The organism is Geomonas sp. Red276 (assembly GCF_054784495.1).
The window spans coordinates 20,034-46,706 of sequence record NZ_BLXW01000020.1 but is presented as its reverse complement, the minus strand read 5'-3'; the positions used below and the strand labels follow the sequence as shown (position 1 = coordinate 46,706).

General features: G+C 64.3%; 18 protein-coding genes. 8 read left to right on the top strand and 10 right to left on the bottom strand.

The window, feature by feature from the left end; all coding sequences use genetic code 11:
- Positions 1-29 precede the first annotated feature (29 nt).
- The 4 genes from trmFO to ACYVL5_RS14615 form a co-directional block, all read right to left on the bottom strand.
- Positions 30-1,355, bottom strand: a complete 1,326-nt coding sequence (gene trmFO, locus ACYVL5_RS14630) for a methylenetetrahydrofolate--tRNA-(uracil(54)-C(5))-methyltransferase (FADH(2)-oxidizing) TrmFO (RefSeq protein WP_460596316.1) — start codon at positions 1,353-1,355, stop codon at positions 30-32.
- 125 nt (positions 1,356-1,480) lie between these two features.
- Positions 1,481-3,811: a type I DNA topoisomerase gene (gene topA / locus ACYVL5_RS14625; protein WP_460596315.1), complete on the bottom strand. Its 2,331-nt coding sequence runs from the start codon at positions 3,809-3,811 to the stop codon at positions 1,481-1,483.
- 47 nt (positions 3,812-3,858) lie between these two features.
- Entirely contained in the window at positions 3,859-4,938 is a 1,080-nt protein-coding gene (gene dprA / locus ACYVL5_RS14620) for a DNA-processing protein DprA (RefSeq protein ID WP_460596314.1), read from the bottom strand.
- Positions 4,939-4,957: 19 nt separating this feature from the next.
- Positions 4,958-5,995: a LysM peptidoglycan-binding domain-containing protein gene (locus ACYVL5_RS14615; RefSeq protein WP_460596313.1), complete on the bottom strand. Its 1,038-nt coding sequence runs from the start codon at positions 5,993-5,995 to the stop codon at positions 4,958-4,960.
- Positions 5,996-6,481: 486 nt separating this feature from the next.
- Between ACYVL5_RS14615 and ACYVL5_RS14610 the strand changes: the two genes are divergently transcribed.
- From ACYVL5_RS14610 to ACYVL5_RS14575, 8 genes are all read left to right on the top strand, one after another.
- Entirely contained in the window at positions 6,482-7,672 is a 1,191-nt protein-coding gene (locus tag ACYVL5_RS14610) for a peptidase U32 family protein (protein WP_460596358.1), read from the top strand.
- Entirely contained in the window at positions 7,669-9,354 is a 1,686-nt protein-coding gene (locus ACYVL5_RS14605) for a glycosyltransferase family 39 protein (RefSeq protein WP_460596312.1), read from the top strand. Before ACYVL5_RS14610 ends, ACYVL5_RS14605 begins: the two co-directional genes overlap by 4 nt.
- 81 nt (positions 9,355-9,435) lie before the next feature.
- Complete coding sequence (locus ACYVL5_RS14600; RefSeq protein WP_460596311.1) at positions 9,436-9,792, top strand: hypothetical protein; 357 nt, start codon at positions 9,436-9,438, stop codon at positions 9,790-9,792.
- Between the two features lie 289 nt (positions 9,793-10,081).
- Positions 10,082-11,245, top strand: coding sequence for a DegT/DnrJ/EryC1/StrS family aminotransferase (locus ACYVL5_RS14595; RefSeq protein ID WP_460596310.1), 1,164 nt, complete (start codon positions 10,082-10,084; stop codon positions 11,243-11,245).
- An 18-nt stretch (positions 11,246-11,263) separates the two neighbouring features.
- Positions 11,264-12,217, top strand: a complete 954-nt coding sequence (locus ACYVL5_RS14590) for a glycosyltransferase (protein ID WP_460596309.1) — start codon at positions 11,264-11,266, stop codon at positions 12,215-12,217.
- The gene (locus ACYVL5_RS14585; RefSeq protein WP_460596308.1) at positions 12,214-13,134 is read left to right on the top strand and encodes a formyltransferase; all 921 of its coding nucleotides are present in this window, start codon (positions 12,214-12,216) and stop codon (positions 13,132-13,134) included. The genes ACYVL5_RS14590 and ACYVL5_RS14585 overlap by 4 nt, the downstream gene beginning before the upstream one ends.
- 147 nt (positions 13,135-13,281) lie before the next feature.
- Positions 13,282-14,322 (top strand): bifunctional UDP-4-keto-pentose/UDP-xylose synthase, encoded by a 1,041-nt coding sequence (locus ACYVL5_RS14580; RefSeq protein WP_460596307.1) that lies wholly within the window; start codon positions 13,282-13,284, stop codon positions 14,320-14,322.
- 84 nt (positions 14,323-14,406) lie between these two features.
- Entirely contained in the window at positions 14,407-15,294 is an 888-nt protein-coding gene (locus ACYVL5_RS14575; protein WP_460596306.1) for a 4-deoxy-4-formamido-L-arabinose-phosphoundecaprenol deformylase, read from the top strand.
- Positions 15,295-15,457: 163 nt separating this feature from the next.
- On the opposite strand, the gene ACYVL5_RS14570 is transcribed toward ACYVL5_RS14575, so the two are convergent.
- The 6 genes from ACYVL5_RS14570 to ACYVL5_RS14545 form a co-directional block, all read right to left on the bottom strand.
- Positions 15,458-15,760: a helix-turn-helix domain-containing transcriptional regulator gene (locus tag ACYVL5_RS14570; protein WP_460596305.1), complete on the bottom strand. Its 303-nt coding sequence runs from the start codon at positions 15,758-15,760 to the stop codon at positions 15,458-15,460.
- Entirely contained in the window at positions 15,732-16,094 is a 363-nt protein-coding gene (locus tag ACYVL5_RS14565; protein WP_460596304.1) for a type II toxin-antitoxin system RelE/ParE family toxin, read from the bottom strand. The genes ACYVL5_RS14570 and ACYVL5_RS14565 overlap by 29 nt, the downstream gene beginning before the upstream one ends.
- A gap of 80 nt (positions 16,095-16,174) precedes the next feature.
- Positions 16,175-17,140: a GGDEF domain-containing response regulator gene (locus ACYVL5_RS14560; RefSeq protein ID WP_460596303.1), complete on the bottom strand. Its 966-nt coding sequence runs from the start codon at positions 17,138-17,140 to the stop codon at positions 16,175-16,177.
- A 235-nt stretch (positions 17,141-17,375) separates the two neighbouring features.
- A complete protein-coding gene (locus tag ACYVL5_RS14555) occupies positions 17,376-19,160 on the bottom strand; it encodes an ATP-binding protein (protein ID WP_460596302.1) in 1,785 nt (594 codons plus the stop codon).
- A gap of 23 nt (positions 19,161-19,183) precedes the next feature.
- Positions 19,184-20,581, bottom strand: a complete 1,398-nt coding sequence (locus tag ACYVL5_RS14550) for a hypothetical protein (protein ID WP_460596301.1) — start codon at positions 20,579-20,581, stop codon at positions 19,184-19,186.
- Positions 20,578-26,667, bottom strand: coding sequence for an OmpA family protein (locus ACYVL5_RS14545; RefSeq protein ID WP_460596300.1), 6,090 nt, complete (start codon positions 26,665-26,667; stop codon positions 20,578-20,580). The genes ACYVL5_RS14550 and ACYVL5_RS14545 overlap by 4 nt, the downstream gene beginning before the upstream one ends.
- Positions 26,668-26,673: the final 6 nt, after the last annotated feature.

Genomic DNA, 26,673 nt, shown 5'->3' with positions numbered 1-26,673 from the left:
ATCTCAACGTAATTGTTCCGACGCTTTAGCTAACCTGGCGTATCCTTATTTACTTCCGCACCCCACTGCTCCAGCGCTTCCAGGCCGCGCTGGGCCAAAAGCCCCCGCTTTTCCTTCTTCTTGATCTTCTTCCCCGGCAGAGGCGGAAAGAGCCCGTAGTTCACGTTCATCGGCTGGAAATGGTCCGCCTCGGCATTGGTGATGTGCTGGGCCAGGGCACCGATGGCGGTCTCCGGCGGAGGCACGGTCAGCTCCTCCCCCTTGGCCAGCCGGGCGGCGTTGACCCCGGCCAGGAACCCGCTGGAGGCGGACTCCACGTATCCCTCGACGCCGGTGATCTGGCCGGCGAAGAAGACCCTCGTATCGCTCTTCAACTGACAGGTGGCCAGCATCAGTTTGGGCGCGTTGATGAAGGTGTTGCGGTGCATGGAGCCAAGCCTGAGGAACTGGGCCTGCTCCAGGCCGGGAATGGTACTGAAGATCCGTTTCTGTTCCGGCCAGGTGAGCTTGGTCTGGAAGCCGACCAGGTTGTACATGGTCCCCTCCCGGTTTTCCTGGCGAAGCTGGATGACGGCATGCGCCTCGACCCCGACCCGGGGATCGACCAGGCCGACCGGTTTCATGGGACCAAAGCGCAGGGTCTCGATGCCGCGGCTGGCCATCTCCTCGATCGGCATGCACCCCTCGAAGTGGACCACCTTCTCGAAGCTCTTGGGCTCGACCTTCTCCGCCTTGAGGATCTCCTGCACGAAGGTCTCGTACTGCTCCTTGTCCATCGGGCAGTTCAGGTAATCGTCGCCGTCACCCTTGCCGTAGCGCGAGGCGCGGAAGGCCTTGGAGAGGTCGATGGAGTCGGCGGCGACGATCGGGGCGATGGCGTCGTAGAAGTAGAGGTACTCGCCCACCAGCTCGCCGATCCTTTCCGCCAGGGTCCCGCTCGTGAGAGGCCCCGAAGCGACCACGACGATCCCTTCGGAGGGGATCTCGGTCACCTCCTCGCGGATCACCTCGATCAGGGGGTGCTGCTCGATCTTGGACGTAATGTACTCGGAGAAGAGCGAGCGGTCGACCGCCAGCGCGCCGCCGGCGGGAACCTTGGTGGCCTCGGCCGCCTCCATGAAAAGGGAGTGCAGGCGGCGAAGTTCCTCCTTGAGAAGCCCCACCGCGTTTTCCAGCGAATCGCCGCGTAGCGAGTTCGAGCATACCAGCTCGCTCAGCCCCGGAAGGTGATGCGCCTCCGAGTAAGCGTTCGGTTTCATCTCGAACAGCCTGACCTTCACCCCTCGGGAAGCGATCTGCCAGGCCGCCTCGCACCCCGCCAATCCCCCGCCAATTACGGTTACTGTCTTAGTCAATCGTTACTCCGTCTTAGGTTGTCGGACCTGTCGGACCTGTCGGACATCGATGAGGTCCCGAAACAAAGCGCGGGGTCCGAGGACCCCGCGGGCATTGCCAGAAACAGTGCGGTCACTGAGTAAAGCTAGTCGGTGCTCTTCCAGTCGCACCCTTCCTTCGGACACTTAAGGAACTCTCCCTGACGCTTGTACACCTTCTTCACCAAGAGCGGGAAACCGCACTTGGGACAGGGCTGCTGGACCGGGAGATCCCAGAGCGCGAACTTGCACTCGGGATAGCGGTTGCAGGAGTAGAAGAGCTTCCCGAAACGGGACTTCTTCTCGATCAGCTCCCCCTTGCCGCACTCGACGCAGGTGATCCCGGTCCCCTTGGGCTTCACGAGCGGCTGGATGTTCTTGCAGTTCGGATAGGCGGAGCAGGCGAGGTATTTTCCGAAACGCCCGTCCTTGATCAGCATCTTGCTCCCGCACTTGTCGCAGACTTCCTCGGACTCCACCACCTCCGCCGGCTCGTTGGTCTCCTTGTCGAGCGGACGGATGTAGCGGCATTCGGGATAGCCGGTGCAGGCGTAGAACTTGCCGAACTTGCCGAGCTTCACCACCAGCGGCTTGCCGCACTCCGGGCAGACCTCGTCGGTCGCCTCGGTGGTGAGATCGGACTTGCTCACCTCCCCTTCCTTGAGCCTCAAGAGGTTGATGAACGGCCCCCAGAACTCGTGCAGAAGCGGACGCCACTGCTTCTCGCCGCGGGAAACCATGTCGAGCTCTTCCTCGAGGTTGGCGGTGAAGTTGTAGTCGACGTACTGGGTGAAGTGGTTGGTGAGGAGATCGGAGACCACCATCCCGACGTCCTCGGGGATGAAGCGCTTCTTGTCCAGCCGCGCGTACTTACGCTCGATGATGGTGTTCATGATCGAGGCGTAGGTCGACGGACGGCCGATCCCGTACTCCTCCAGGGTCTTCACCAGGGTCGCCTCGGTGTAGCGCGGCGGCGGCTGGGTGAAGTGACGCTCGGGGAGGAGCTGCTGAAGGTTCAGGATGTCCCCCTCGCTAAGCGGCGGGAGGAGCCCCTCCTTCTCTTCGACCTCGTCGTCGACCCCCTCGATGTAGAGCTTCATGAAGCCCGCGAAGCGGATGACGGTGCCGGCCACCCGGAACCTGAAGCCCGGCCCCGCGGAGATGTCCACCGAGGTCTGGTCGAGAAGCGCCTCGGCCATCTGGCAGGCCACCGTCCTCTTCCAGATCAGGTCGTAGAGCTTGAACTGGTCGGAGGAGAGGAACTTCTTCACCTCGATCGGGGTCTTGGAGATATAGGTCGGCCGGACCGCCTCGTGGGCCTCCTGGGCGTTTTTCGACTTGTTCTTGAAAAAGCGCGGCTTCTCGAGCGCGTATTCCTTCCCGTACAGGGTGGTGATCACCGAACGGGCCTCGTCGAGCGCCACGTTGGAGAGCGCCACCGAGTCGGTACGCATGTAGGTGATGAGACCGACCGCGCCGTCGCCGACGTCGATCCCCTCGTAGAGCTTCTGGGCGGTCGACATGGTCTTCTTGGCCGAGAAGCCGAGCTTCCTGGCCGCCTCCTGCTGCAAGGTGGAGGTGGTGAACGGGGGTGAAGGCTGGCGCCGACGCTCGCTCTTGGTGACCTTCTCGACCTTGTAGACCGGGTTGACCGGGTCCTTCACCACGAGCGGCTTGGACTCCGCGTCATCGGCAAGCGCCGGGAACTCCTTGCCCCCCAGCTTGCCGAAGATCCGGAAGGCGGCGTCGCGGTCCGGGATATCGAACTTGGTGAGCTTCTTCCCTTCCGCCTCCACCAGCGAGGCGGTCAAGGACTGCTTCTTCGCCGTGTCGAGTTTGGCGCCGATGGTCCAGTACTCCTGCTCCTTGAAAGCCTGGATCTCCTTCTCGCGCTCGCAGATGAGCCTGAGCGCGACGGACTGGACGCGGCCGGCGGAAAGGCCGTAGCGGATCTTTTTCCAGAGGAAGGGGGAAAGGGTGAAACCGACCAGGTAATCGAGGATGGAGCGGGCCTGCTGGGCGTCCACCAGATCCTGGGCGATGCCGCGCGGGTTCTTGACGGCGTGGACGATGGCGTCCTTGGTGATCTCGTGGAACACCACCCGCTTGATGTCGAAGCCGGCCTTCTTCTTGCCGTCCAGCCCGAGAGCGGCCAAAAGGTGCCAGGAGATCGCCTCCCCCTCGCGGTCGGGGTCAGTCGCGAGCAAAAGCGAGTTGATCCCCTTCATCTCCTTCTTGATGGCGTCGATGTGCTTCTTGCTCTCGGGGAGCACCTGGTATTTCGGTTCGAAGTCGTGATCGACGTCCACCGACCCCTGCTTGCTGGGGAGCGCGCGGACGTGCCCGAAGGAGGCCAGTACCTTGAAATCCGGCCCGAGGAATTTCTCTATGGTCTTCGCCTTGGCGGGAGACTCGACTATGACAAGGTTGTGCGACATGGGTCCACCTAGGTTGATTGAAATAAGCGATCGGGGTCGCCGGTCGCTCAGGTTACCGCGAAATGCTTTCCGGGGAGCTGCATCACCGCCCCCTTAAGCTCCAGGCGCAGTAACGTAGCGGAAACCTCCGACGCTGTCAACGCGCTCCGCACGATGAGGTCGTCGATGTGCAAAGGCCCCTGGCAAAGGAGGGCGTAGATCTCGGCCTCCCGGCCGGTCAGCGCGAAGGTGGGAGGCTGCGGGATCTCCCCGGTCGGGCGGGGCTCGATGGAGAGCTCTTCGAGGATATCCTCGACCCGATCGACCAGCTTGGCCCCTTCCTTGATGAGCGCGTTACACCCCCGGCTTCCGCTCAGGGTGACGTTGCCCGGGACCGCGAAGACCTCCCGCCCCTGGTCCAGCGCGTAGCGGGCGGTGATCAGCGAGCCGCTCGCCTCGCCTGCCTCGACCACCACCACGCCGCGGGAGAGGGCGCTGATGATCCGGTTGCGGCGGGGGAAGTTCTCGGCCAAGGGCGCGGTCCCCAGGGGGAATTCGGTAATCACCGCTCCCTGCTTGGTCAAGGCCTCATGAAGAGCGCCGTTCTCGGGAGGGTAGATGACGTCGATACCGCAGCCAAGGACGGCGATGCTCCTGCCTTCGTTTTTGAGCGCCCCCCAGTGGGCGGCGGTGTCGATGCCCCTGGCCATCCCGGAGACCACGGCGATCCCCTGGCCGGCGAGGTCGTGGGCCAGGCGGGTGGCGGTCGCGAGCCCGTACTGCGAGGCGCGCCGGGAGCCGACCAGGGCGATGGCCGTCTCGCTCCCCTTGAGCTCCCCCTTCACGTACAGGAAAGGAGGCGGGTCGGGGATTTCCATCAACAGGCGCGGGTAGCGCTCGGAGAGGATGTCGACCACGGCGGCCCCGCTCGACGCGAGACGCTCCTCTTCGGCGTCGGCGAAGGGCCGGTAGTCGTGGCTGGAAAGGGATTCGACGGCGGCCCGGCTCACCCCTTTCACCTGGGAGAGCTCCCGCGCCGAGGCCTTCAGCACCCGCTCCGGTGTCCCGAAATGCGAGACGAGACGGAGGAAGGTGACGTTTCCGACCAGGGGAACGGATTTCAGGCCGAACCAGTAGTAGTGCTCCATGGGGTTCCCCCCCCGCAAGCTACCTACTCTTCCTCATTTCCACCCGGTCGCCGCGGTAGATGGTGTCGACGCTCTTCACGATCACCGCGGTCGAGGTATTGAGCCCGGTCTTAAGCACCACCAGGGCGCCGACCACCTCGACCGGGAACTTGTCCACCCGGGACTTGGCGTAGCGCTGGTCGGGCGTCACGTCGCGGACGATGTACAGGAGGTTCCCCGGCTGCACCCCTTGGGCGCGCCCGAGGTCCAGGAAGACCAGGTCGCGGACCGCGATCACCTTGTTGCCGGTCTGGCTCTCGACGATGTACCCGAGCAGGTCGCGGTCGGCGGCCCTAAGGGGAACGGTAACCTTCTTCTCCTGCACCGGCAGCAGGTAGCTCCCGGGGGTGATCTCCTGGTACGACTTGGTGATGATCGCCTTGGAGGCCTTTTCCTCGACCTCGGAGAGCTGCAACTCGCCCAGCGGGATCACCCGGTCCCCGACGATCTCGTTGGTCACCGGGTGGCTCACCGCCCCCATCTTCTTGTAGATCGAGAAACGGTCGCCGACGTTGGCACCGTTACTCCTGCCGAGGTCGGTGTAGACGATGTCGTCGGTCCCGACGATCTTGCGGTTCTGGGCGGTGGCGATGATGGCCCCCACAGGCGGCTGGCCGTCTTCCACCAGGAATCCTTCGCTCCCGGTCACCGAGAAGGTCTGTACCGGCTCTTCGGGGGGGGACGGGGCGACCTCGCTACTGGGGGGAGCCGCCGGGACGGCCTCCGCGGCCGGGGCCGCCTGCTGCGGCTTGGGCTGCTCCAGCTCGATGCGGTCGCTGTAGACCCTGATCTTTTGGCCGGGATAGATGAAATGCGGGTTGCCGATCCCGTTCTCGCCGTTGGCCGCCCAGAGGTTTGGCCAGTAATGGGGATCGTTGAGGAAGCGCTTGGAGAGCCCCCACAGGGTGTCGCCAGGGGCGATGGTGTAGATGGTGGGCTGGTCAGACGCCGCAGCCGCCGGGAAAACGGGGGCCGCCAGGGAAAGTAAAAGCAGTGCCACGGGAAAACGGTATCTCATAAGCTCCTTTAAGGGGCTAAGGGCGCCCCGGCCTCCTCCCCGCCGGGCTATCTCCGGCGCGGTCCGTACTCCAGCATTATATATAATGGGTTCCGCGGTCAAGCTTGCCTAATGTTGGCTGGAAAAACCTCTCATGAGGCTGGCGGGCTCATTTTTGTCCTGCCGGGGTACCTGGTCGGCCGGTAAAGGGCCGTCCAGAGCGGGCTCGCAGCCGCCGGGAAAAGTGTCAAAAAAACCTCTCCCGGAGAAAAATTTAACATAATTAAAGCTTTTTGGAGGTCAATGTCAAGGAGAAAGCGGCCTTTTGGGGGTTCATTACACCGGCGTTCTGTGCTAGTGTGTGCGCCGCATCGACTTCAAAGAGTACTTCGCTCCCCTTATGGGGCGACGTGGAACTGGGCATACGTGACAAGTAATACCATAACGACAGGTAACGGCCTTAGGGCGGGCAGGGTTAAACCCGAGCTCCTCGCCCCGGCCGGCAACATGGAGAAACTCAAGGTGGCCATCCGCTACGGCGCGGACGCCGTCTACCTGGGGGGAAAGGCCTTCGGGCTTCGCAACCTGGCCGACAACTTCACCGTTTCCGAGCTGGCCGAGGCGGTCCAATACGCCCATCGCCACCGCGTGAAGGTCTATCTCACCGTGAACGCCTTTCCCGGCAACGGTGCGCTGGAAACGCTGGAAGCCTTCCTGGACGAGATCGAGCCTATCCCCTTCGACGGCCTGATCGCCGCCGACCCGGGCGTGATCGCCCTGATCCGCGAGAAGCAGCCCGCCCGGGAGATCCACCTCTCCACCCAGGCCAACACCACCAACTGGAAAAGCGCCTCCTTCTGGCATGGCCAGGGGGTGAGCCGGGTGAACCTCGCCCGCGAGATGCCGCTCGACGAGGTCAGCGAAACCGCTCGGAAATGCCCGGGCCTGGAGCTGGAGGTCTTCGTCCACGGCGCCATGTGCATCTCCTACTCCGGGCGTTGCCTCCTCTCCAGCGCGATGACCGGCCGGGACGCCAACCACGGGGAGTGCACCCAGCCCTGCCGCTGGAACTACGCCATCGTGGAGGAGACCCGCCCCGGCGAATACTTCCCGATCGTCGAGGACGACAGCGGGAGCTTCATCTTCAACTCGAAGGACCTCTGCCTGATCGAGCACCTCCCCGCCATCATCGGAAGCGGCGTCCACGCCCTGAAGATCGAGGGGCGCATGAAGGGGATCTACTACGCGGCGAGCGTCATCAGGGTCTACCGGGCGGCGATCGACAGCTACTGGGAAAACCCCGCCGGCTACCGGCTGAAACCGGAGTGGCTGGAAGAGCTCAGCAAGGTGAGCCACCGCGGCTACACCACCGGCTTTCTGTTCGGCAAACCGCGCGACGTCGACCACGAGTACCTGAGCCGCTACATCAGGAGCTACGAGTTCGTCGCCATGGTGCAGGAAAGCTCTGGCGGCGGGACCCTTTTAGGGGTGAGAAACCGCCTCAAGGTCGGGGACACCCTGGAACTGATCGGCCAGGGGGCACAGTTCGCCTCCTTCACGCTGACCGAGATGACCGACGAGGAAGGGAATCCCCTCCAGGTGGCCCATGCCAACCAGCGGGTGGTGATCCCGCACATCCCCGGCGCCTGCGAATACGACCTGATCCGGCGGGAGAAACCCTTGAAGGTGGCGGCATGAAATTTTTCAGAGACGAGGCGGCAAGCGCGTTCAGGGACCTCGGCGTCCTCCTGATCGGCTTCGGGGTACTCTTTTTCCAGTTCCTGGGGCGGCTCCCCCTGATCGACCCGGACGAGGGGCGCTACATCGAGATCCCCCGGGAGATGCTGGTGCGCGGGGACTTCGTCACCCCGATCCTCAACCACGTCAAGTACTTCGAGAAGCCCCCGCTTCACTACTGGCTGAACGTGATCTCCCTGAAGATCTTCGGCGAGAGCGAACTGGCGGCGCGCGTCCCCGGGACGCTCTGCGGCCTGCTCACCGTCCTTCTTACCTACTGGGTCGGGCGCCGGCTTTTCAGCCGCCGCAGCGGGCTGCTGGCCGCCATCATCCTCGGCACCTCGGTGGGATTCGTGATCCAGTCCCGGATCAACTTCACCGACATGACCCTCACCTTCTGCCTGACCGGCGCCTTCATCTTCTTCATGCTGGCGGCGCGGGAGGGGTACCCGAGGCAGGGGCTCCACTACTACCTCTTCTACGCGTTCATGGGGCTCGCGGTGCTCGCCAAGGGGCTCATCGGCATCGTGCTGCCGGGTGCGGTCATCTTCATGTACATGCTTTTGACCAGGCGCTGGCGGCTTCTCAAGGAGATGAGGATCCCCACCGGCACCATCGTCTTTCTGGCGGTCTGCGCCCCCTGGTTCGTGCTGGTTTCCCTGCGCAACCCGGAGTTTGCCCACTTCTTCTTCATCCACGAACACTTCGAGCGCTTTCTGACCAAGGTTCACCACCGCTACCAGCCGTTGTGGTTCTTCGTCCCGGTGCTTTTGGGGACCATGCTCCCGTGGTCGCTTTTCATCCCGGCCGCGCTCAAAAGCGGGTGGCGGGAGCGGAAGAGCGATCCTGAGAAGCTCTTCCTGTTTCTCTGGGCGGTGATCATCTTCGCCTTCTTCTCCAAGTCGAACTCCAAGCTCATCCCCTACATCCTCCCGGTGTTCCCGCCCCTGGCACTGCTGATCGGGGACTGGTTCGTCAAGGTATGGAACGCTCCTTCGATCCGGCGGGTGAGCATGGCCACCGCGGGGCTGCTGATCCTGATCGGCGCCGGCGCCATCGCCTACCCGCTCACCTTCCGCCATCCCGAGATCGGGACCACGGCGGGAATAGTGGTGGGCGCCCTCTTCCTCGGCCAGGGGATCGTCTGCCTCATCGCGGGGCGCAAGGGGGATCCGGCCGGCTTCATCGTGCCGCTGGCCGCCGCCACCTTCGTGGTGATCGCCGGAGCGCCGCCGTATATCTACGAGCAGGTCGCGGTCAAGAACTCCGCCCGGGAACTCTCCCGCGCCATCCAGAGCTATCCCCGCCAGGACGTCCAGGTCGCCTGCCTGTCGGATTACCAGCAGGGGATCGCCTTCTACACCCACCGCCGCGTCACGCTGGTGGGGGACGACCGCGACGAGCTGGATTTCGGGAGCCGGCAGGGGGACAATGCCGCCTGGTTCCCTACCCTTCCCGAGTTTGCCGCCCAGTGGGACTCCGGCAAGCCTTTCCTCGTGGTGGTCAAAAAAGGTGAGCTGGCCAAGTTCCAGGCCGCCTGCCAACGCCCCGGCCGCCTTATCATGAAAGCCGGCAACCGCCTGCTGCTCGCCAACGATCAACCTACACCGGCACCCCCTCCCCTCCCCTCGCCAAAACTGTAGGGTGGGCACCCCGTGCCCACGCGGGTCCACGAGGAAAGGTGGGCAGAGGGCTGCCCACCCTACTTTCTTTGGAAACTTAGGATGGCGATACCCAAGCTCAGGATGGCGATACTGGAGCTCAGGATGGCGATACCCAAGCTCAGGATGGCGATACCCAAGCTCAGGATGGCGATACTGAAGCTCAGGATGGCGATACCCAAGCTCAGGATGGCGATACCCAAGCTCAGGATGGCGATACCCAAGCTCAGGATGGCGATACTGAAGCTCAGGATGGCGATACCCAAGCTCAGGATGGCGATACCCAACCTTAGGATGGCGATACCCAAGCTCAGGATGGCGATACCCAAGCTCAGGATGGCGATACCCAAGCTCAGGATGGCGATACCCAACCTTAGGATGGCGATACCCAAACCTAGGATGGCGGTACCCAAACGGTGAGGCAGCACCGGTACCCTATCCTCACCATGCCCCTCCCCTTGAAGGAGAGGGAACCTTTCGCCGTAGGGGTGGGCACCCCATGCCCACGCGGGTACACGTGGAAATGGTGGGCAGCCCTCTGCCCACCCTACGTTCTACCTTGAGTCAAAACCCTACCCTGCCTCCTCCCCTCTCACTGTATCCAAACCCGTATACTCAAAAACCTGCCACGGCGGGGGAAAGTGTTTGACCCGAGGGGCGGTTCATGTAATATTGGCAGGTCGATGTCTAATGAGCAGGAGGGCTTTTCGTGCGAGAGAAATTTCTTCCCTTTTCCATCCCGACCATAGGTGAAGAAGAGATCAACGAGGTGGTGGACTCCCTGAGAAGCGGGTGGATCACCACCGGTCCGAAGGTGAAGCGTTTCGAGGACGCCTTCAAGGATTACGTGGGCGCCCCGCACGCCGTACCCCTCTCCTCGGCGACCGCCGGACTGCACCTCGTCATGCTCGCCCTGGACCTCAAGCCGGGCGACGAGGTGATCACCACCCCGATGACCTTCGCCGCCACCGTCAGCATGATCGTCCAGGCCGGCGGGAAACCGGTCTTGGCCGACATCGAGCCCGGCACCCTCAACATCGACGTCAACGAGATCCGCAAGAAGATCACCCCCAGGACCCGCGCGCTCGTCCCGGTCCATTTCGCCGGCCAGCCGTGCGACATGGACGAGATCTTCGCCCTGGCCAAGGAACATAACCTCGCCGTCATCGAGGACGCCGCCCACGCCATCGGCACCGAGTACAAGGGCGCCCGCATCGGCTCGCTCGACAGCGTCTCGGTCTTCTCCTTCCACCCGATCAAGAACATCACCACCGGCGAAGGGGGGATGGTCGCCACCCGCAACGAGCAGCTTGCCGAGGAAATCTCCCTCATGAAGTTCCACGGGATGAGCCGGGAGGCCTGGAAGCGCTACGAGTCCAGCGGCACCCCCAACTACGACATCATGATGCCGGGCTTCAAGTACAACATGATGGACCTGCAGGCCGCCCTCGGCATGCACCAGCTCGCCAAGCTCGACAGCTTCATCGAGATGCGCACCGTGCTCGCCCACTACTACACCGAGGCCCTCAACCAGGTCGACGAGGTGCTCACCCCGCTGGAGGTCCCCTATCCCCACCGGCACGCCTGGCACCTGTACACCCCGCTCATCAGGATCGAGGAACTCTCCATCGACCGCGACGAGTTCATGAACGAGCTGAAAAAGCTCAACATCGGCTCGGGGCTCCATTTCAAGGCCATCCATCACCACCCCTTCTACCGCGAAACCCTCAAGGTGGAGCCGGGTGAGCTGCCGCACGCCGATTACGCCTCCGACCGTATCCTTTCACTGCCGCTTTTCCCGCTCATGACGCTGGACGACGCGCGCGACGTGGTGGAGGCCATCAAGACCGTCATCGCCAGGAACAGGAAATAAGAAAGGCACCTGGAGACCATGGAAAAACCGTACATCAGTATCGTGATCCCCGCCTATAACGAGGAGGGGAACCTCCCGTCGCTCATGGACAGGCTCCTGCCGGTCATGCGGGGACTGGGAAAATCCTTCGAGATCATCTTCACCGACGACGGCTCCCGCGACCGCACCCTCCCCATCCTCAAGGCCATGACCGGAACGGTCCCCGAACTCCGGGTGATCGAGTTCAACGGCAACTTCGGCCAGCACATGGCGATCCTGGCCGCCTTCGAGCGGAGCCGCGGCGACATCGTCATCACCCTGGACGCCGACCTGCAGAACCCTCCCGAGGAGATCCCCAAGCTGGTCGCCGAGATCGAGAAGGGGCACGACGTGGTGGGGACCATCCGCCAAAAGCGCCAGGATACCCTCTTCCGGAAGGTAGCCTCCAGGATCGTCAACATCACCACCAACAAGATGACCGGGATGAAGATGAGCGACTACGGCTGCATGCTGCGCGCCTATCATCGCCACATCATCGACAACATCAACCGCTGCCAGGAAACCACCACCTTCATACCGGCCCTCGCCCAGACCTTCGCCGCCAACCCGACCGAGATCCAGGTCGCCCACGCCGAGCGGAGCGAAGGTGAGAGCAAGTACTCGCTCTACAAGCTGATCAGGCTCAACTTCGACCTGATGACCGGCTTTTCCGTGGTCCCGCTGCAGCTCTTCGCCCTGATGGGGATCTTCACCTCGCTCGCCTCCGTCGGTTTCGCCCTCTTCCTGCTGATCCGCCGCTTCATCATCGGTGCCGAGGTGGAGGGGGTCTTCACCCTGTTCGCCATCCTCTTCTTCTTCATCGGCGTGATCATCTTCGGGATCGGGCTGGTGGGAGAGTACGTCGGCAGGATCTACCAGGAGGTCCGCAGGCGGCCTCGTTACGTGGTGAGGAGAGTGCACGGCGGTGACGAGGAGTCGGGGGTGAACTGGTGAGCGGGAAACGGACCCTCGTCGTCTGCGCCTATCACAACGTCGGCTACCGCTGCCTCTCCGAACTCCTCCGCCAGGGTGCGGAGGTGGCGCTGGTCTTCACCCATGAGGACTCCGCCACCGAGGAGATCTGGTTCGAGTCGGTGCGGGAGCTGGCCGAAAGAAACGGGATCCCGGTGGAGACCGGCGACATCAACCTCCCCGAGAACGTGGCCCGTCTGCGCGAGATAGCGCCGGAGCTGCTCCTCTCCTTCTACTACCGGAACATGATCAAGCCCGAGGTGCTGGAGATACCGAAGAAGGGCGCCCTGAACCTGCACGGCTCCTATCTCCCCAAGTACCGCGGAAGGGTCCCCATCAACTGGGCGGTCATCAACGGCGAGACCGAGACCGGCGCCACCCTGCACTACATGGTGGAAAAACCGGACGCGGGCGACATCGTGGACCAGGAGAAGGTTTCCATCGAGTTCACCGACACCGCCCACGACGTCTTCGGGAAGGTCACCGAGGCAGCGGTCAGGGTGATCGCCCGCTCGTTCCCGCGACTTCTCGACGGCACCGCCCCCAGGATTCCTATGGATCTCAAGGCCGGTAGCTACTTCGGCGGGCGCAAGCCGGCCGACGGGAAAATCGACTGGAGCCGGAGCGCGGTGGAGATCTACAACCTGATCCGCGGGGTGACCCACCCCTATCCCGGGGCCTTTACCGAGTTTGACGGGAAGAAGATCCTGATCTGGAGCGCGGTACCGGTGGAAGGAAATGGCGAGCCGGGGAAGATCGTGAGCACGGAACCTTTGAGGGTCGGCACCGGGGCCGGCTTGCTGGAGATCAGCTCGCTTCAGCAAGATGGATCGGCGGAAGTCTCCGCGACCGAATTCGTGAGCCAGCGCGCCATCCGCTCCGCCAGCTTCGCCGACTGATCGCCGACCTGGATCCATATTCCCTCTCCCCTAAGGGGGGCGAGGGTATGTTTAGTCATCCTATCCCGTAACGATAGATCATAGAGCAAGCGTTCCGGACTTTTGACCCGGCCGCGACAAAATTAGAAATCCACGATTGGAGACAACATGAAAGTTCTTATCCTCGGCGTCAACGGCTTCATCGGCAACGCCCTCACCAGGAGAATCCTGGACACCACCGACTGGGAAGTCTACGGGCTGGACATGAGCTGCGATAAGCTCGAGCATTCGATGGGGCACCCCCGCTTCAACTTCCTGGAGGGTGACATCACCATCAACAAGGAGTGGATCGAGTACAACATCAAGAAGTGCGACGTGGTGCTGCCGCTGGTGGCGATCGCCACCCCCGTCACCTACGTAAAGGATCCGCTGCGCGTGTTCGAGCTCGACTTCGAGGAGAACCTCAAGATCATCCGCCAGTGCGTGAGGTACAAGAAGCGGGTCATCTTCCCGTCCACCTCCGAGGTCTACGGCATGAGCCCGGACGCCGAGTTCGACGAGGAGAACTCGCCGCTCATGCTCGGCCCGATCAACAAGGAGCGCTGGATCTACTCCTGCGCGAAGCAGATGCTCGACCGCGTCATCTACGCCTACGGCGAGCACGAAGGGCTCCGCTACACCCTGTTCCGCCCCTTCAACTGGATCGGCCCCAAGCTCGACTCCATCTCCACCGCCAAAGAGGGTAGCTCCCGCGTGCTTACCCAGTTCCTCTACAACATCCTGGCCGGCGAGCCGATCTCCCTGGTGGACGGCGGCAACCAGCGCCGCTCCTTCACCTTCGTAGAGGACGGGATCGACTGCCTCATGAAGATCATCGAGAACAAGGACGGCTGCGCCGACAGCGGCATCTTCAACATCGGCAACCCGGTGAACGACCTCTCGGTCAAGGAGCTCGCCTACAAACTGCGCGACCTCGTGAAGGAGTACCCGGGGTACGAGGAGAAGGCGAACAACTGCCAGATCGTCGAGACCACCTCCGACAGCTTCTACGGCAAGGGTTACCAGGACATGCTGAACCGCGTCCCGTCCGTCAAGAACGCCAAGAACAGGCTTGGGTGGGAACCGACCACCAGCATCGACGATGCACTCAAGAAAACCCTCGACTTCTACCTGATCGAGCAGCGCGAGAAGATCGAGCACCTGCTCTAACCAACACGCTCCCTTTTCCGCACTCCCTCCACCTCTCCCTCCCCTTCAAGGGGAGGGTAGGGGTGAGGATGGGGTATCCCACCTATGACCTACGTAGCCCTCAAAGTCGACGTCGATACCTACGTCGGAACCCGCGACGGCGTACCGCGCCTTTTGGACATCATGGAGCAGGCGGGCATCCGCTCCACCTTCTACTTCTCCATGGGGCCGGATAATTCCGGCAAGGCGATCCGGCGGATCTTCACCCGCAAGGGATTCCTCCAGAAGATGCTGCGGACCAAGGCGCCGGGCGCCTACGGGTTGAAGACCATGATGTACGGGACCCTGCTGCCGGCCCCCCAGATCGCCGCCTCGTTCCCGGAGGTGCTGCGCAACACGGCCGCCCAGGGGCACGAGACCGGCGTCCACTGTTGGGACCACGTCTACTGGCACGATTTCCTGCCGCGCCTTAGCGAGGTGCAGGTGGCCAAGGAGCTCGGCCAGGCGGTCGATCTCTTCCAGAAGATCATCGGCGCCCGCCCGACCTCCACCGCCGCACCGGGGTGGACCGTCTCGGCGACCTCCCTTGCGCTTCAGGACAGCATGAAGCTCGACTTTTGCAGCGACTCCCGCGGCTACGCCCCCTTCTACCCGGTCTTTGAGGGAAAGCGATACTCGACGCTCCAGATCCCGAGCACCTGGCCTACCCTGGACGAGATCATCGGCACCGACGGCGTCACCGCCGACAACGTGAACGACTTCTACCTCTCCAGGCTCAAGCCGGGGCTGAACGTCCACACCATCCATGCGGAGATGGAAGGAGGGGTCATGTCCGAGTCCTTCATCAGGCTGATCGAGCGCCTGCAGCGGCTGGGGGTCCGCTTCGTCACCCTGGCCGAGGCCGCCGCCCTCTTCGGCAAGGATGCCCCCGACGCCCAGATGTACATGGGCGAACTCCCCGGCCGCGCCGGCCTGGTGGCCATCCAGAAGTAGCCCCCTCATCCTCACCCCGGCCCTCCCTTTAAGGAGCGGGAGAGAAGATCTCCATCAATCACAAAAAAATGGGTTACCGACACAGAGTCAGTAACCCATTGCTGTTTTCATAGATTGAGAAGATCAGTCATGCCTGAGCAGCATCATCAGTGATGCCATCCACTCACTGCTTGGCATCATCGACCTCAACGGATAGCCTGAGCCCCATGGCGTGCAACACTGTCGTTAACGTCTTCATCTCCGGATTCCCTCGACGAGAGAAGGTCCGGTATAGACTTTCCCTATTGAGATGGGTCTTCTCCGATATAGTGGCAACCCCACCGTGAGCCTCCGCGACATTTCTCAATGCCAAAAGGAAAACCTCCCGGTCGCCTTCCTCAATAGCTGCATTGAGATACGCTGCAGCTTCACGTGGATCCCTTAGAGCCTCGATCAGATCAGCCTGGTAATTTGTCCGTCTCGCCATTTTTCTTTCTCCACAGGTAATCTACCCAACACTTTTGCGCCAGCTTAATGTCTTTGCTCTGTGATGATTTCTCACCGCCAGCTGGTAACAATATTAATGAGTATCCTTCCCTCGCGAAATAAATACGGTATCCGGGGCCGTAGTCGATCCGCATCTCCCAGACGCCATGACCGATATATTTGTGGTCGCCGAGATTGCCAAGGCGAGCTCGGTCGAGCCTGACACGCATCTTGGCTCTGCCAGCAACGTCCGCCAACGCTTCCAACCATGCCTTGAACGGGCGCTGCCCCTTCTCCGTCTCGTAGTATTCGATGTCCAGTTGGTAGATCTGCATAGTATTTGTAGCTTATATACTACTTTGGTGTCAAGTTTATGAGACTATGCCCACCGTGTAAGGAGAGGGCGTAGCACGAGTTATCTATCCGTCACCGGCGGGGGCTGGCCCAGGACGCGGTTGCGGCCGCTGCGCTTCACCTCGTAGAGAAGACGGTCGGCGTAGGCGAGGAGGGCGGGGGGGTCGATGCCGTCGTCCGGATAGCAGGCGACGCCGACGCTGACCGAGACGATACCGAGCGGCTGCTTTTCGCGCCCGGGGAACGGCTCTTCCGCGACTCGCGCCCTCATCGACTCGGCGATCCGCATGGCGTCCTGCTTCGCGGTCTCCGGGAGCATGAGCACGAACTCCTCGCCCCCGTAGCGTGCCGCGACGTCCGAGGACCGCACCCCGGATTTCAGTATCCCGGCCAGCGTCTTCAGCAGGCTGTCCCCTTCCGGGTGGCCATGGGTGTCGTTGTAGACCTTGAAATGATCGACATCCATGAAGATGAGCGAGCACTGCTTCTGGTACCGCTTCGCCCGGCTGATCTCCTGAGCGAGGGACTCCTGGAAGTAGCGGTGGTTGAAGAGCCCTGTCAGGCCGTCACGGACCGCCCTCTCCTTCAGCGCCTCGTTAGCCTCCTGCAGTTCCTCGTTGGCACGTTTCAGCTGTTCCACCAGCTCACGGTTCTGGGCCACCAGCCTCGCCTTCTCCGCCGCCCTTCCGGCCACCGCCGAGATGAGGTCGAGGCTCTCGAACGGCTTGATCAGGTAATCGTAGGCGCCGGCCCGAAGCGCGGTGACCGCGCTGTCGAGCGAGGCATGGCTGGTCATTATCACCACCTGCGTGTCGGGATTATGCTGCTTGATCTCGGTGAGCAGCTCGATCCCGCTCATGCCACCCATCCGGATATCGGTGATCACCAGCGGGTGCGACACCTCCCGGAAGGACTGCAACGCCTCCTCCCCGCTGGAGGCCTCCGACACCTTGAACCCATCCGCCTCCAGGACCTGTGACAGCACGCTTCTCAAGGTCTCCTCGTCATCAACAACCAGTAGATTCATGGCTCTACCTCCTTATCCTGTCGTAGCTACTTTCCTTCCTCAACTCCATACCGCCTCGTCCCCTTCAAGGGGCAGCGATCCGTATCCCCTCGCCCATTTAGGGGAGAGGGGGAGGGGTGAGGGAGGTGGTTTTAAAATCCACCCTCACCCGGCCTCCGGCCACCCTCTCCCGGGGGGAGAGGGCATGACCCATTTTCCCCTCTCCCTCCGGGAGAGGGGCGGGGGTGAGGGAGGATTACGAGGCAATTTCCTGTTTCCCCACCGGCAGGGTGATGACGAAGGTGGCACCCTCCCCTTCCCCGCCCTCGATGCGGATGTCGCCTCCATGGTCCTTTACGATCCCGTAGGTCACCGACAGCCCCAGGCCGGTCCCCTGCCCGGCAGGCTTGGTGGTGAAGAAGGGGTCGAAGATCTTGGTCCTGATCTCCTCGGGGATGCCCGGCCCGCTGTCGGTAACCCGCAGCTCCAGCCACCCCTGCGCCCCCTCCCTGGCGGTCAGGCGGATGGTGCCGGGGGAGCCGGCCATCGCCTGCTGGGCGTTGATCATCAGGTTCATGAGCACCTGCTGGAGCTGGTTGGCGTTCCCGGAACAGGGGGGGAGCGCATCGGCCAGCTCCTTCTCCACCCGAATGCTGTTGATACCCAGCTGATGGTCCACGATGGAGATGGCATCGGCGACCACCTGCCGGAGGTCGACCTCCTCGAACTCCACCCGCTCCTGCCGCGCGAACTTCAGGAGGTTCTCGATGATGGTCTTGCAACGCTTGGTCTCCTTCTCGATGATCTTCAGGTTCTTGCCGATCGGGGTCCCCTCCTCCACCCCCCGCATCGAAAGCTGGGCGATTCCCAGGATCCCCGCCAGCGGGTTCTTCACCTCGTGGGCGATGCCGGCCCCCAGGGCACCGAAGGCCGCCATCTTCTCCGACTGGACCAACTGGGCATAGAGCTCCTTGAGCGCCTTCTCCCGCTCGTTCAACTCCACCGCCATCGTGTTGAAGGAGTCCGCCAGAGCGCCGATCTCGTCGGAGGAGTCGGTCTTCACCTCGATGTCGAAGCGCCCCTGCCCGACCATGCGGGTCGCCTCGGAGAGCTTCTCGATGGGACGGGTGAGCCGCCGGGACCAGAAGAGGCTCAGAAGGGAGGCGGCGGCCAGGAGTGAAAGGGAGACCGCGAGGAGGTCGGAGAGGAGCTCGCGCGAGGTGAGGTAGGCGGCGCTCTTGGGGATCTGGACTCCGGCGGTGAGCCTCCCGCAGGCGATGGGGGAAAATCCCCCCACCATCCCTCTCCCGTCGCTGCGGTACTCCATGGTGGTGCCGGAGCCGGGAAGCCGCCCCACCCGTTCCCACCACCCCCGGGCCACCGCGGCCCCTATCTTCCTCTTGTCCGAATGGGCCAGGAAGGTCCCGTTGGAGTCGAGCAGGAAGGTCTCGAAGACCCGCGAGCGGCGGGCGAGCCCCTGCAACCGGTCCAGCCGGATCACCGCCGAGGCGGTCACCGCCGCCGCCCCGTTTCCGGACGGCTCGCAGATGGTCAGGGTGAGGGTCGGGAGCCTGGGGGAAACCGTGGAGTTCTCGACGTGCGATTCCCCTGCGGCGAGCGAGGCGGGCGGTAGATGGCGCTCGCGATACCGCTCCAGCTCCTCCTTCGCGACACCGGTTGCCTGGAGCCCGGCGGCATCGTAGACGGTCTCCTCGCCGTCGGCAGTCGCCCGGGTCACCATGACGAACTCTCCGAACTCCTCGAAGAGCCCCTTGAGGACCCGCTGCCGTTCCGGGTCCACCTCCCCCGCCATCACCTTGGAGAAGAGGCGCAGCCGCTCCCGGTAGCCGGTCATGAGGGCGTTGGCCTCGGCGGCGGTATGGAGCACGACGGTGGAGGTGAGGTCATGGATGTAGGCGGTCTTGTCGACGTGGAAAAGCCTGGCCATGGTGAAGGTGATGACGCTGAGAACCACCGAGACGACCAGCAGCATGGCCACCAGCATCTTGAACCTGAGGGGAAGTTTCGGATTGGTCCTCATGCGTCCTCCTTGATTGGCGGCGGTCACGGCGCCGCGGGGGGAGGGGTATCGGGGTCGCCGTAGACGACGCGGGAGGCATAGCTGGCGTTGCCTGCCGCGTCGAAGGCCTCCACCCGGATCAGGTTGACCCCGGCCCGCAGCCGCAGGGGATGCTGGAACTTCCCGGCCTCCTCGAGGGGGATCTCCACGCCGTCGACGAAGACCCGGGAGCCGGCTCCCGCCCTTCCGTTCAAAAGGTAGAGCCCCGGTCTCACCTTCTGGGTCGGGAAGTCGACCTTCAGCTCTGGGGTCCCCAGCTTCTGGACGAGCTCGCACTCCCCGACCCGGCTGAACGCCCCCTCCCTCCCCTCCTCGATCCTGCTGACCCGCCAGTAGTAGGTTCCCTTGGGGAGATTGCCGGCATGCCAGGTGTGGGAGAGGGATGGCCCCTTCGGATAGCGGAGGGCGGCAGCCCGGGCCGCACCGGCTTTCCCCGCGTCTTCCCGGCGGCAGGGGGCGGCCCCCTCGCCGGGGAGGGCCGCCGAAACGGCACCGGTCATCCGGCTGCCGGCGGGGGCACCGTTGCAGATGAGCCTGTCGTCGATAAGAGGGGCGGCAAAGCGAGGCGAATCGGCCAACTGGAAGTGGAAGCGCCCGGCCGGCGCATTCCAGGCGAAACGAGCCTTTGGGGGTACCAACCGGTAGAGGTAGCTCGATTTTTCCCCGCTCAACCGGGGCGCTTCCGGGAGCCTGACCGGGCGCCCCGGGGCCGCCCCCTGCTTCAGGGTGAGTCCGTAGTTGGCCGGGACCCGCACCGCCCTCCCCCCGGTCACGATGCTGGCGCTGCCGGCGTAGACCGCAAGGCTCTGGGAGCCGTCACCGGCGGGGGAGATGACGAAGCGTGCCGCCCCCGGGGCAATGGCGGCGACATGCCCGGCGGCGGCAACTTCCACCCGCATCTTTCTTCCGGCCGAGAGATTCCCCCGCACCTCTCCCTCCACCTGCACCCGGTAATTCCGCGGCCCCTCCGCCTCCTCGACGTTGGTCCTGGTCACCACCATGAGCGAGTTGCTCCCGAGGTAGAGGCGATCCTTGGGGGCGAAGGCTATCTCGGCTCCCGAATCGTCGAGGGTCTGCACCGCGTCACGGCTGCAGAGCGGCAACCCCTGGCTCGCTCCCCCCCAGGCGATGGAATCCCCCCGCCTGAAGCGGACGTCGTGGCGAAGCGAGGAAAGGGTCGCCTCCACCTGCCTCCCCCCGGCAAGCCGGCCCGGAAGCGGCTCGGCGGATCCTCCCACCATTTCCTTGAGCGGCGTCCCGCTCGGGAAGAGCACGTAGAGAAAGGCCATGAACAGCGAGAAGAGCACCAGCACCAGTACGAGCGCCCCCCCCGCCTCCAGCGCCACCTTTCCCCACTCTTTGGGCAGCTTCCCCCCTTTCATCGCGGCGCCTCCCCGGGTCCGGTCGACTCCTCGCTCGTGAGCCGGATGTTGAGAAGCCTGGAGCATCCGATCCCGTTGCGGAGCACCATCCCGATCACCCGCTCTCCCCTGGCCACCGGGAGCTCGACGGAAAAGGCGCCGGAACCCGCCGGGACCGGGCGCCCGTCGATTTCGAGGATACTTCCCGGCTCGACGTTCCCCGAAAGCGTGCAGCGCCCCCTCCCCTGCCTGTCCACCGCGAGCCACCCGTCCTCCTTGCCGTGGGGGACCCTCTTCTCGTCCACCGGACCGGCGACCCTGATGCCGGGGACCGGGAGGGTGGTGGCGAGCATCCTCCCCTGGGAGTCTCCCATCTCGATATCGAGGAGCTCGTGGTCGGCAGGGATTTCCGCCTCGAAGCGCCCCATCCGGTCGACCGGGATACGGCTTCCGTTCACCAAGAGGTACGGCGCGGTGCGGTAGCGGTCATCGGGCTTCACGGGGACGATGTCGGTGAAATCCCCCTTGAGCTCCACGCGGCGGTTGGCGCGCCGCCCCAAGGTGGTGACGTTATCCGCCACCGGGCGCGACTTCCCGTACCAGCGCCGGATGAGCCGCGAGGGGGCGATCCCCTCCTCGCGGACGAGGTAATCGACCGCCGACTGGCAGCGCTTGCGGGAGAGTTCCATGTTGTAGGCCACGGTGCCGATGGCGTCGGTATGCCCCTCCACGATCACCCTTTCCTTCGGGTGGGCCCGGATCACCCGCGCCGCCCCCTTGAGAAGACGCTTGGCCTCCGGGGTGAGGTTCCAGGTATCGAAGACGAAGGCGCCCCCGGCCAGGGTCAGGAGCACCGCCTCACCCTTGTCGATCCCGAAGAGATCCCTGCCGGTCGCGAAGCTGGAGCCGTCGCGGTAGACCACCCGGAGCTGGTACTGGTAGATCCCGCCCTGCTGCAGCGGGGCCGTCCCGCTCCCCCACGTGATGCGGGGAGGAGGCGCCCCTTCCCCCTTCACCTCGTGGACCGGGGCGCCCTCCTGGTTCATGACGACGAGCCCCCAGGAAGCGACCGAGGCGGGATCTCCCACCCTGGCGAGGAAGGCCTGCGGGGTAACGAGGCTAGCACCCTTGAGGTTCCCCTCCCGTTTCAGCCGCTCCCTGGTGACGGTGACGTCGGTGGAGGGGAGCCGGACCGGACCGCCGTTGACGAGCAGGGTGAAGAGCTCGGCGCTCCCCGAGAGCCTCAGCGGCTCGTCCACCCGCACCGCCATCACCTTCAGAAGCCGCACCGGGACGGGAGTCACCTGCGCGGTAACCGCCGGCTGGGCGGCGGGCGGCTCCACCGCTGCGACCTTGGGAGGAGCGGGGAGCGGGACGGCCTTGGCCTCGGAGCTCTCGAACATATCCTCGTCGAACTTGACCTTGATACCGACGAAGGGCCCCTGCCCCTGGAAGCTCTCCCCGGTCAGGTCGCGGTCGTCGAGCCGGGCGTAGTTGTAGCCGGCTTTCAGCACCACGTTGCGGTACACCCGGTAGCCCGCCCCCGCAATGGCGCCGAAACTGTGGAGATCGGTGTCGTACTGGTTCATGAGCTTGAGATAGAGGGAGAGCTCCCAGCGCTCGGCGAGGTCGTAGGAGATCCCCCCCAGGATGAGGTCGGTATAGGTCCGGGAGCTCTGCCCAAGGAGACTTTGCCAGGCCACCTTTCCCGCGTACTTCCCCTGGAGGGTCCAATCCTTCACCACGCGGTAGGTGGGCTCCGCGGAGAGGATGAAGCTCTGGGTGGTGCCGGTCCCGGCCGTTTCGTTGTCGTCCAGCTTGTAGCGGGCCAGGGTCAAAAGTTGCAGCGCGCTCCCCCCCAGCGGGCGGCAGGCGGTCCCCAGGTAGCTGTCCAAAAGCCGGTCGTGGCCGGTGGAGAGGTCGCGGTCGGAGAAGGTCCCCTTGGCGAGGAGGGTCCATTGATCGGTGGCGCGGTAGGCGAGCGAGGCCCCGTAGAGCGAGCTGGTATCGCCCGGTCCGGTCCGGATCTCGTAGCGGCCGGTGGCCTTGAGATCCTTCCGGCGCAGGTACTCGCCGGCCAAGGCAAAGGCGGTCCGGGTGCCGGAATCCCCCTGCACCGTCTGCACCCGCTCGAGCGAGCCGTTCAGGAGAAGCCCTTCCATGAGGCGGTAGCGGCTGCTCAATCCCAGGATCGCCTGTCCCCTCTCCTGCGACAGGGCGTGCTCCAGCTGGTAGCCGGTGCGCGACTCCATGCTCATCCCTTCGCGGTCGAGGAGCTTCGTGTTGAGATCGACGCTGCTTTGGTCGCTGCTTCCCCCGCCACCGCTCGAGAGCTGGTAACCGGTGACGAGCCGCATCTTCTCGGTCAGGCGGCTCTCCATCCCGACCCTGGTCGCCTGGCGGACGAGCGGGCTCCCCTCCTGGTACTCCTCGGTGACGAAGAGCTTGGTGGTGTCGCTCAGCCGGTAGTCGAGCTTCAGGAAGGTGCGCGACTGGTACTCGGCCACCGTCGAGGGGGCGAGGAGCAGGTCCTGCCGCAAGGTGGCGTCGAGACGGGGAGCAAGCGCCCCCTTGATCCCGCCGTAGAGAAGGTCCGAATGTCCCTCGGCGCCCCCCTTTTCCTCCTCGATCCTCTTGAAGCCCCCTTCCGCCTCGAAGAGGGAGAACTTGCGGAGGATGCCTGCCTGATTCCCGAACTGGCGGGAGCCGTTGATCTCATCCCTGGCCACGAAACTCTCGCCGAAAAGGAGCGTGTCCGGCAGGCCGCGGTAATCGAGGCGGCCGCCGAACTTTCTGGTGCCGGTTTCGTTGCCGGTCATGGAGGGGTTCGCGAAGTCGGCCTCCACCTTGCGGTAGTAGCCACCGACGGTGAGCGCATCGAAGGGATTGGCGGTGAGCTCCGTCTTCCAGGCGCTCCCGCGCCCGTACTCGAGCGTATCGCTCACCGCCCCTTCCCCCTTGAGGCTCAGCCGCTCGCCCAGCTTCAGGCCGCCATCGAGACCGTAGAGGGTGGAGTCCTTGAAGCTCTTCTGCTCGACCACGGCCGTGCCGCCGACGTACGATCCGGTGTCCGATTTGAAAATGGCCCGTCCGCCGTACACGTACTGCTCGGAGGCCCCGGCCTGGCTCTGGTAGACCACCTCGATGGTGACCGGGTTGAGGTTCTGGTCCAGCGAAGGGACCGGCTCCTTGAAGAGGATGGCCCCGGAGTTGTAGTCGATGGAGTAGTCGAGGTAGCGGATCTTCTCGGCGACCGATATGAGGCGTTCCGAGTGGTAGCGGTCCCGGACCTCGATGCGCACCCGCTCGCTGTTCTCGAAGACCGGCTTGCGGGAGAGGAAGTAGTACCCCGAGGTGCCGTTGCCGGGGATCTCGTCCCGGACGGTCTGTTGATCGCTGCGGCTTTCGAATCCCTTGACGTCCATCTCGCGCGTGTTCACCTCGAACTTGACGCCGTTGAGCGCGCGGTCGTAGCGGGAGAATTCGTTCTCCGAGAGGTCGGTCTTGAAGTCCCCGGCGAGGAGGTAGGAGCGGCCGGCCTCCAGCTTGAAGTAGATCTTTCCGCGGGACTGCGCCTCGTAGCCGATGTCGGAGGCGTCGCCGTAAACGGGGTAGTACTTCTCGGGGTCGATGGTCTGGAAGACCCCGTCCAGGGGCTTCTTGTCCGAGTCGTAGGCGGCGGTGAGGAGGTACTTGCCGAGGATCTGGCCGCGGGTGAAGAAGGCGAGCCGCTCCTCGTGGAAGATGCCCGACTCGAAGCGGTCCTGACGGTCGATGTTTTCGATGTGTCCGCTCACCCCCCTGGTACCGACGGTGAGGTCGCCGAGGCCGACCAGGATCCAGTCGCGGAGCTGATTGGAGAAGAAGAGGTCGACCGAGCCGGAGGCCCCCTGGCCGCCGCTCACCGTGATGCGGTCCTGGCCGGCCTTTTGCGCGGCGCGGACGTGGAAGATGCCGACGCCGTCGTTGAGGAGGACCTGGTGGCCGGGGAGCGCGGGGTCGCCGTCGGGGTCGATGATGGTGCCCCGGGAGAGGGAGACGGTGACCATGGCCGGGCCGGGGATTCTCTTGCCGGCGGCGTCGAGGGACTCCACGGTGAAGGGGACCACGGTCTTGCCGTCGGCGGGGACGTCGAGGCGGTCAGGGGTGACCCGGAGGCGCGCCGCCACCGCGAGGGGGCGCTGCGGCACGCCCGGTGCCGGCTGGCCAGCGGCCGGGGTGGCCACAGTGGACCCGGTGGCCCCGACTGGTCCGACTGGTCCGACTGGTCCGACTGGTCCGACTGGTCCGACTGGTCCGACTGGTCCGACTGGTCCGACTGGTCCGACACCCACCACCGCAAAATCCCCCCGTGCCGGTCCCCCGAACGGCACCGCCACAAACTGCGACCACCCCACCCCCGCAAAGGCGGTGTTGTACGGCACCGCCCGCAACCCCGGCGCCAGGGTACTCCGGTCGATTTTCACCACGTGCATCCCCGCCGCCACCCCCGTGAAGGAGTACTGCCCCTCGAAGTCGGTAAAGGAATAGGAGCCATCCTCCAGGTAGATCCGCACCCCCGGCACCCCCGGCTCACCTTGCCCCGGCACGCCGTTGCCATCCCGGTCCTCGAAGACCCGCCCCATGATGATCGCCCTGTCCCCGAGGATCGAAGACCGTACCCTCACCGAAGCGCTGGCCGGCGCCGACGTCACCGGCACTCCCGTCGCCGTACGCCCCGTGGCGGTGGCCACGTTGACCGCCAGCCCGACGGGGGCGTCGCCGGAAACCGCACAGCGGTAGGTGAGGGTCTTTCTGGCACCGGCGGCAACACTCCCCAGGTCCCACGTGGTATCCTCCCCCGCCCCCTGCGGATCGGCCGCGGCCATCCCGTCCACGGCGGCGCTTCCCTTGAGAAGCCGGAAACCCCGGGGAAGACGGTCGTAGAGGGCCAGGCGGGAAAGGTCGGCAGCGCCGTCGTTTTCAACCAGCACCGAATACGCCACCACATCCCCCACCTCGGCGGTGGCGGTCCCCGCCGATTTGCTGACCCGCAACCCCGCGGCAACCACGCTGTTGACGACGGTGTTGGAGAGCACGGGATCCGTTGTCACCGCACTGGTGGCCGTGACGTTGTTGGCTACCGCGACCCCTCCGGAGACGCCGGGCCGAATCCTCGCCTGGAAGGTGATGGTTCCCGAATAGCCGGTAGGAAGCGTGGCCAGGTCGAGGTAAAGGTTCCCGGTGGCAGCATCCCAGGTCGCCGCCCCGTTCACCCCGTCCGGAAAGACCACGCTCCCCGGCTGGTACTCCAGCAGCGGATTGAGGAAGTCGGTCACCCGCACCGAGGCAAGGTCGAGGAGCCCTCCGTTGGCGACGGTGATCCGATAGGTGAGCAGGGTCCCGGCCAGCACGCCTCCCGGCGGATCGACCTCGATAACCGGCGCGGCCAGCCCCCCCGACGCCGGTATCAGCAGCTGGTCTTTCAACGACGCGCTTCGCGAGGGGAAAAGCGTGGAAAGTGCGGTGAGCGTAAGGATGTCCATGATCCCGTCTTTGCCGGCCGGTGGGGTGATCCGCACCACGAAATCCGCCGAGGCCCCCGGTGCGATGGGACCGATCATCCCGTCGCCGGCCGGAGTGGTCGCCAAGGGACTCTTTCCGTCGGAGGCGAAGTACTGCACTTGGGGGAGTGCTCCGTCCTGGGCGAGGGTGGCCTGCAGCACCACGGTCTTGAGAAGGAAGGTGTCGGCCGCGTTGCCGCGGTTGGTGACGGTGTGCAGGAAATCCACCGGACGCCCTGCCGCGGTGACCGCCGTTCTCGGCGGCGCGAGCCCCGGGTCGGCCAGATCCTGGACGGTGACCTGCGTCTGGTTGGAGACCGCCTGCCTCGGCGTCGGGGTGGTGAATCCTGCCGTGAACCCGTGGGTGATCACCGTCCCGGACGGAGTCAGCGCCCTCGCCGTGACCGGCAAAAGGAGTACGAGCAGAAGCGCCAGGTGATAGGTCCCCACCGCGATTGCCGGCCGCGGTTTTCGGGGCGCACGCCCTCCCCGCCCCTTGAGGGAGAAAGAAAGGGGGCGGCTGGCCGGTAACCTCTTCGCGATCTTCCTTACGGCAGAAACCATAACCGC